Source organism: Caballeronia sp. BR00000012568055 (assembly GCF_029439455.1).
Lineage (GTDB): Bacteria > Pseudomonadota > Gammaproteobacteria > Burkholderiales > Burkholderiaceae > Caballeronia.
Map to the genome: position 1 here is coordinate 1 of NZ_JAQFVG010000340.1, position 8,185 is coordinate 8,185.

General features: G+C 60.0%; 6 protein-coding genes. 1 reads left to right on the forward strand and 5 read right to left on the reverse strand.

The window, feature by feature from the left end:
• Positions 1–1,298 (reverse strand): undecaprenyl-phosphate glucose phosphotransferase (locus P7F28_RS29535; protein WP_277188510.1); only part of this gene is annotated, 1,298 nt, incomplete at its 3' end.
• A gap of 357 nt (positions 1,299–1,655) precedes the next feature.
• On the opposite strand from P7F28_RS29535, the gene P7F28_RS29540 reads away from it, so the two are divergent.
• A complete protein-coding gene (locus tag P7F28_RS29540; RefSeq protein ID WP_277188512.1) occupies positions 1,656–3,179 on the forward strand; it encodes a mannose-1-phosphate guanylyltransferase/mannose-6-phosphate isomerase in 1,524 nt (507 codons plus the stop codon).
• A gap of 53 nt (positions 3,180–3,232) precedes the next feature.
• Here the strand turns inward: P7F28_RS29540 and P7F28_RS29545 are convergent, their stop codons facing one another.
• The 4 genes from P7F28_RS29545 to P7F28_RS29560 form a co-directional block, all read right to left on the reverse strand.
• Positions 3,233–4,894, reverse strand: coding sequence for a GMC family oxidoreductase (locus P7F28_RS29545; RefSeq protein WP_277188514.1), 1,662 nt, complete (start codon positions 4,892–4,894; stop codon positions 3,233–3,235).
• 5 nt (positions 4,895–4,899) lie between these two features.
• Positions 4,900–5,814 (reverse strand): SDR family oxidoreductase, encoded by a 915-nt coding sequence (locus P7F28_RS29550; RefSeq protein WP_277188516.1) that lies wholly within the window; start codon positions 5,812–5,814, stop codon positions 4,900–4,902.
• Between the two features lie 461 nt (positions 5,815–6,275).
• A complete protein-coding gene (locus P7F28_RS29555) occupies positions 6,276–7,112 on the reverse strand; it encodes a transposase (RefSeq protein WP_277188518.1) in 837 nt (278 codons plus the stop codon).
• 449 nt (positions 7,113–7,561) lie between these two features.
• A partial coding sequence (locus tag P7F28_RS29560) for an acyltransferase family protein (protein WP_368860383.1) occupies positions 7,562–8,185 on the reverse strand: 624 nt, incomplete at its 5' end.

Consider the following 8,185-nt stretch of genomic DNA (forward strand, 5'->3'; position numbering starts at 1 on the left):
AGATCGAGCTTCACGCGACCCGACATCTTTTCGATGCGGTCCGTTTCGCCGCGAAAGCCATTCACCTGCGCCCAGCCCGTAATGCCCGGCTTGATTCGATAGCGGTGCATATAGCCTTTTACGAGGCCCTTATAGATATCGTCGTGTTCGAGCGCGTGAGGGCGCGGACCGACCACCGACATTTCGCCTCGCAGCACGTTGATGAATTGCGGCAGTTCATCGAGACTCGTGCGGCGCAGGAACGCGCCGACTTTCGTCACGCGTTTGTCGCCGCGACGCGCCTGCGTAATCTGACCGTGCGTTTCCTGATGCACTTTCATCGAACGGAATTTGTAGATTTCGAACTGCTGTCCGTCTATGCCCTTGCGCTTCTGTTTGAAGAACACCGGTCCTGGCGACGACAGCTTCACCATCACGGCAATCGCGGCCAACAGCGGCGCCATACCGAGTAACACGATGGCCGCGAACACGCGATCGAACACGAGCTTGGGCAGCACCTTCACATCTGTGATCGGCGATGCAGCGAGGTTGATCGCGGGCACGCCGAGCAGGTCCACCGCTGCATGGCCGAAGAACGACAAGCTGCGCACATCGGGAATGAAGCGCACGTTCACGAAGTCGTCGCGGAACTCGTTGACGAGCTTGTGAATCGTTTGCTCTTGCGAGATCGGCAAAGCCAGCCACAGTTCGCGGATCGACTCGCGGCGAACGCGATCGGCCAGTTCTCCGAAATTTCGTTCGATGGGCACGCTGGCGATATCGTCGCCGTCCAACGCGCCGTTATCATCGAGCTGTACTTCGAACACGACGACGGGGCTGAAGCCCGCCTCGGGATGCCCGCGCATCTGCTCGATCAAGAAATCCGCGTACTGTGCCGAGCCGACGATCGCCACCGACTTCTGATTGAAACCTTCGCGGCGAATGAACTTCAGTCCCGTATATACCGCCGTTTTGGAAACGATCAGCAGGCCCATCGTGCAAACGGCCCAGTAACCGAGCCACAGACGCGACAACAATTCCGCGCGGTGGATGCTGAAGGTGAGCAGCACGCCTGCGCTTTCCACCAACAGCCACGCGATGCACACGCGCAGCAGCAGGTCGTACACTGGCTTGCCGCGCCACGACTGGTAGATGCCGAAGGACGGGAACGTCATAATCATCAGCACACAGGAGAATGCGAGCATGGTGCCTTCGACATCGTCGAGCCATACGAACGCGCCCTGGCAGATCGACGCCGCAAGCGCCGCGCCCAATGCCGCCATGGCGATATCGATGACTCTGGAAAACACACTCAGCATCGTTCCACCTCGTTAAGGGAAATCGTCTTGGCGTCCGTCTCAAGGGGTTCGGAGCGCCAACGTTTCACTTATGAAACTGAAATAATTAAGTCCTCGCAACCGCGAAATTATGTCTAAGCGCTTGGCCTGATTTTTTTCGAATTTTTTTCGCGATCAAGCCTTGTCTGGCGGGGCTTTGCAGCGATGATGCGTCGCGCAAAAAATAATTCGGCTAAGCACCTTAGGACATTTTTCCTTGCGGCTTAGGACAATAATCGCTAAAGCCTGTCCCATTTATTTAGCGGTTTTTTGCTTTTATCGACCGATTAACTCCGTGATAAAAATCGGCCTATTCGACCAGGCAACGGGAGTTAATTCATGGCAGCTTCAGACCTTGCGCTTTCCAGAAATCCGGCGCGCTCAAACGCAGGTTCAAGCGATACCGGCGCACGGCTCGCCATTCAGCCCGTCATTCTCGCGGGCGGTTCGGGCACGCGGCTCTGGCCGATGTCGCGCGAGCACTTTCCCAAGCAACTGATCGGTCTGGTCGGCGATCAGTCGCTGTTGCAGGCCACTGCGCATCGTCTGGATGGACTGACGGCGGAGAATCCGTGCATTGCGGATGCGATCATCGTCTGCAATGAAGAACATCGCTTCAAAACGGCCGAACAATTGCGCGCGCATGGCCGCCGTGCGCGCCTCGTGCTGGAGCCGGTGCCGCGAAACACCGCTCCCGCGCTGACGGTTGCCGCCATGCGCGCGCTGAGTTCGGGTGAAGATTCGGTACTGGTGGTCATGCCCGCGGATCACGTGGTCGCGGATCAGGAAGCGTTTCATCGTGCGATTGCGGCCGGTGCGCGCAGTGCCGAGCAAGGCGCGATCGTCACGCTGAGCGTGGTGCCCACGCATGCGGAAACGGGCTACGGTTACATCAAGATCGGCGAGCCGTCGCAGGAACGCGGCGCGTGGAAGCTGGAACGCTTCGTCGAAAAGCCGCATCTGGAACTGGCGCGGCAATATCTGGAATCGGGCGAATATGGCTGGAATGCAGGCATTTTTATCGTACGCGCGTCGACTTGGGTGGCAGCGATCGAGCACTATCAGCCGGCCATTCATGCGGCTTGTCTGACGGCGTATGAGAACGCTACCGAAGACGGCGAATTCATTCGGCTCGATCGCGATGCATTCGCCGCGTCGCCGTCGGATTCGATCGATTATGCGGTGATGGAGCAGCTCGCCTCGGACCGCGAACCCGCGATGTTCGAAGGCGTGGTCGTGCCGCTCGACGCGGGCTGGTCCGACGTCGGTTCATGGGACGCGATCTACAACATTCTGCCGAAGGACGATGCATCGAACGTCGCGCGCGGACGTGTGATGTTCGAGGGCGCGACATCGACTTATGCGCATTCTGAAGGGCGATTGATCGCGTGCGTAGGCACGCATAACCTCGTCGTGGTGGAAACGGCGGACGCCATTCTCGTCGCCGACAAATCGCACGCGCAGGACGTGAAGGCGATCGTCGGGCGCATCAAGTCGGAGCGCGGCAGCGAGGCGGCGGATCATCGCAAGGTGCATCGGCCGTGGGGCCATTACGATTCGGTCGATCAGGGCGATCGCTTTCAGGTCAAGCGCATCGTGGTGAAGCCGGGCGCGCGGCTGTCATTGCAGATGCATCATCATCGCGCGGAGCATTGGGTCGTGGTGCGCGGCACGGCGCTCGTCACACGCGGCGACGAGACGTTTATTCTTGCGGAGAACGAATCGACTTATATTCCGATCGGCATTACGCACCGCCTGGAAAATCCCGGGAAGATGGAGCTGGAAATTATCGAGGTGCAGTCGGGAACGTATCTTGGAGAAGACGATATCGTGCGCTTCGATGATACGTATGGGCGCAGATAAAACGCGCTGAGAACCGAGCGCAGCTCGGTTCTCGCTTCAACGCGCATCATGGATCAAGCGGCGTCCGCTGCCTGCATCGCCAGAATCTGCGCCTGGCGTCCGAGAATCATGTCGGCCGCTTTCTCGCCGATCATAATGGCGGCCGCGTTCGTGTTGCCGCCCACAATGCTCGGCATGATCGATGCATCCACCACCCGCAGCCCCTGCACATTGCGCACGCGCAATTGCGGATCGACCACCGAACACGCGTCATTGCCCATTCGGCAGGTCCCGACCGCGTGAAACACCGTATCCGCGCGCTCAGCAATGAGCTCGCGAATGCGCTCATCGTCGGTGCCATCAGCGCGCAGGTCCGGATCGCTGAAGACGCCGCCGTGACGCGCCAGTTGCGGCTGATCGAAGATGCGCTTGAGAATGTGCACGCCCGCGACCAGCGTTTCCATATCGCGCGGATCGGACAGCATGTTCAGATCGATAAGCGGCGCATCGCGCGTATCGGCTGATTTGAGGCGTATTTCGCCGCGACTATGCGGACGCAGCACGCACACATGGCATGAGTAACCGTGGCCGTAATTGAGCGAGCGCACGACCGCCGCAGCGGTCATGAAGTGGACCTGAATGTCGGGATCGTCGAGATCGGGGCGCGTCTTGAAGAAGCCGCCCGCCTCCGCGACATTTCCGGTCAGCATGCCTGCGCGCTCGTTCTCATAGCGACGCCACTCTTTCAGCATCCGCAAACCGCCACGCACCGACACGCCGAGCACATCGGTCGTCGGCACCTTAAACTGACAGAGCAGGATATCGGGATGCTCCTGAAGATGACGACCGACATCCGGCGACGGCGCAATCACCGGCACGCCGAGATCGCGCAAATGTTCCTCCGGGCCGATTCCCGATGCAATCAGCAGTTGCGGCGAACCGAACACGCCGCCGCTCAGAATCACTTCGCGCCGAGCACGGATCACCGAAACCACGCCGCCGCGCCGCACTTCCACGCCCACCGCGCGCCTGCCTTCGAACACGATACGCACGGCCTGCGCGTCCGTCAGCACATGCAGATTCGGATAGCGGCTCAGCGAATTCACATCGCCCAGATGCAGATAAGCGCGCGCGGCGTTCCAGCGTTCGCCGTCCTTTTGCGTGACCTGATACATGCCGACGCCTTCCTGCGTCGCGCCGTTGAAATCCGCGTTATATCGATACCCCGCCGCCTGCGCCGCTTCGATGAAATAGCGCGAAAACTGGCTTGGCGAACGCAGGTCGCTGACGATCATCGGGCCGCCGCCGCCGTGGAAGGCATCGTCGTGACCACCGACGCGTTGATTGCATTCGGCGCGCTTGAAGTACGGCAGCACTTCGCGCCACGACCAGCCTTCGCAACCGGCCTGCGCCCAGCGATCGTAATCGCGTGGCACGCCGCGGATATACACCATGCCGTTGATCGACGAACTGCCGCCAAGTCCGCGCCCGCGCGGTTCGCGGCATCGACGGTCCAGCAGATGGTTCTGCTTGCCGGTGAGATATCCGTAGTTATACGAATTTTCTCGACGCACGGTCGTCACCATACCCAGCGGCATGGTGATCTTCTTGCTGTGATCGTGCGGCCCCGCCTCGATCATGGCGACGCTAAAGCCGCCCGCCTGCGCGAGCCGCCCCGCCACCGCGCAGCCTGCCGAACCCGCGCCCACCACGACATAATCGAAAGTCGTTTCCATCGCGCTTACACCGGGTCCCAGTTGAAGACATCAGCCGATACGTCCACTGGCACGAACGAAGACGCCATGGCCGGACGCAAATGCGAGGCGAGCGTTTGCGGCGTCCAGCCTTCGGCGCGCTGCATCGCGCGGATCGGGCGTGGCTGGCTCATCAGGAAGATTTCGTTGCGGCGTACGGTGAAAATCTGCGCGTTGACATCGGCGGCGGCGTCACTGGCGAGGAACACGGCGAGCGGCGCGATATCGGCGGGCGACATGGAACGCGCCTTGGCGAGGCGTTCGGCCTGATCGGGGGTATCGGGAATCGAGCCGGTCATGCGGCTCCACGCGAACGGCGAGATGCAGTTCGAGCGCACGTTATAGCGCGCCATGTCGAGCGCGAGCGACTTCGAGAGTCCGGCGACGCCGAGCTTCGCCGCCGCATAGTTCGCCTGTCCGACATTGCCGATCAATCCCGATGTCGATGTCATATGCACGAAGCTGCCGCTTTTCTGCGCCCTGAAATGCGTGGCGGCGGCGCGGCTGACATTGAACGCGCCGTAGAGATGCACGCGTAGCACGGCATCGAATTCTTCGGGCGACATTTGATGGAAGATGCGGTCGCGCAGAATGCCCGCGTTGTTCACCACGCTGTCGATCCGCCCGAATGCCTCCACCGCCGCGTCCACGATACGATTCGCGCTCGCCGTCTCCGACACGCTGTCGCGATTGACGATCGCCTCGCCGCCTTTTGCGCGGATGGCATCGACGACTTCCTGTGCGGGATCTTCTCCGCTGTCGTTGCCGTGCACGCTTACGCCGACGTCGTTGACCACGACTTTCGCGCCGTGCTCGCCCATCAGCAGCGCAATCTCACGGCCAATACCACGGCCCGCGCCGGTCACGATCACCACTTTGCCGTCCATCATTTTTTCGCTCATGTGCTTGTCTCCTTGCTTTGGTCAGGAACGCCGCCGTGTGGTTGATCGCGGTCTTTGAATGAGCGCGAGCATGCGGATATTTCGCCATCCTGTGTATCGATCAGGCGCGCGCGAGCCGCCGGATGTGCCGGCCGGCGTATGCAGCGGTGTCGTGAGAACGAGTAGACCAGCCGGGCCGCAGCAGCAGCCCACCATCGTCGGGGGGGAATGGTGCGCCCACCCATAGACGGTGGGCGCACGGTTTATCGAACTATCTATATTCGACGTTCGATCTCACCGTATGCCGAAGCTACTTTGAATGGCGTGATGCGATGACACCGACCACGCCGACCACATGTTTGCCGCACCGTTCGTCTCCGTCGATTCCTTCTGTACGCGCGTCCTGGCACATGCAGGCGGCGGGGAATCGGATCAGGAAGTGCGCGTCGAAACGGCACAACCGGGAACGGGGGAAAGCAGATTTACCGCTGAATTTCCGCGATATACGCCGATGCGCCTTCATCCATGCACACGACACGTTCGGCCATTTCGGTGTCCTGTCGCGTGGATTGCGCGGCGATCCAGCGTTTGGCCCATTCGAGCGCATACATGCGGGCTTCTTCCTCCGACGCAAACCGCGGACCGATCAGCCCGGAGCGCTCGATCCGCTGCCCGTTCTTCACGATCTCCGCCCAGCCACGGAACATGTCGCCGGACACGGTGCGCGCGATGGGATAAATGCTGTAGCCGCGCGTGTCTGTCACCGGCACACAGGCGGGTTCGAAAGGCACCGGCGCTTCTTCCAGTCGTGGCGATCGCTGCGCCCGCGCGCGAACCTGTGCCAGCGTCGATGCACTCGCCTGCGCGACATCACGCGCTTCCGGCAAGCGGCGCGGCGCGGCCACGCTGTTGAACGGCAAGGCATCCGGCGAACGCCACGACTCCGGGTTCTGCCAGAACCCGCCGCGCAACCGGTCGCAATCGTACGATGCCGGCACCGGACGCGGCGGCGCGTCCAGCGTGCGCTGACGCGGCACGTACGCAAACGACCGGCCGGCATTGGCCAGCACTTTCACGATCTCGATCAGCGTGCCATTCATTTGCCATTCGACGAAACGCCTTCGGCACGTGGGCACGGTCGGATAGTGACTCGGCAGCCGCGACCATGTCTCACCCGTGGTGAGAATCCAGAGCACGGCATTGACGACCGTGCGCGGATGCGCTTTCGGCCGGCCGCGACGATGCTCGCGGACTTCGCTTTCACCAATAAGTTGGGAGACCATCACCCATTCTTCATTGCTGAGTTCGCTGAACGACATTGCGTTGCTCCATGCAGTCAACTTCGCTGCGGATGAATCGATACGAACGCTTGGCAGGTAAAAATGCCACGCGCAGACCGATGGATCTGAGGTACTCGCAAACGTTTGCTCAAACAACAAGTTGGTGCATCCTGAACAGCCTTCGAGTCATAGCGGTGCAACTTTCGACCCAGAACTGCGCACGATGCGTTGGTCTCGCTCGTGTATGAAGATATTTGCACGAAGCATACCATTACTATGGTTTGCCCGAATATGACAGCACCATAGAAATAGAGCGACGCTTAGCAATTTTTTTGCTAAGACGTGCTTCGGCCCTCTTCTTTTCCAGTTTGTTTAACGCAAAAAAATTGCTTTGAAAATACTTAAAAATTCTTTTTGCACTAAACAAAGCTAAAGCCCTTTAATCCCCTGGGGCTTTGACCATTCTTTAGCGTGCCGCTTTGCGTGCCTTAAGGACTTTCGGTAAAACGTGCTCCATTCGACTCGATCTGTCGTTGAGACTTGCCGCGCACAAAGCGCCGATCCTTTAGCTTTAATATCGGCGCTTCGATGAAATGCCACGACAATTTGGCCAGCCCGAACGTTAGCAAAAATGCCACGACGATGCATAAGCCCCGCGCCCACCACGGCATGCCTTCCGCACCGAATAACGCATTGATTCGAGGGCTGCGCGTGAAGTCAGGAATGAATGCGTGATAAAGATAAAACCCGTAGCTAACGCGTCCCAACGAGACCAAAGGTTTGGCCTCGAGCATTCGCACCAGAAATGCATTACGCGCACTCGATGCCACCGCGCACACCAGCAAGCTAATGCACGCGCCATAGAACACATAAGAGACGGTGAACTGCATTGCATTGTCCGCCCGCTCCCATCCCGGCTCCTGCACGCACAGCAGCGCGATACATACAGTCAGCAGCAGCACGACCGGCAGCGGCGCAAGCACGCGTTTGAACCACGGCGCCCGGCGAATCAGCGCGCCGCCCAAACCACCCAGCGCCAACAGCCAGAAATTCGTCAGCGGGTGCGTGTAAATGACGATAGCTGCATCGCCTGCGGATTTCATGAGATAAAG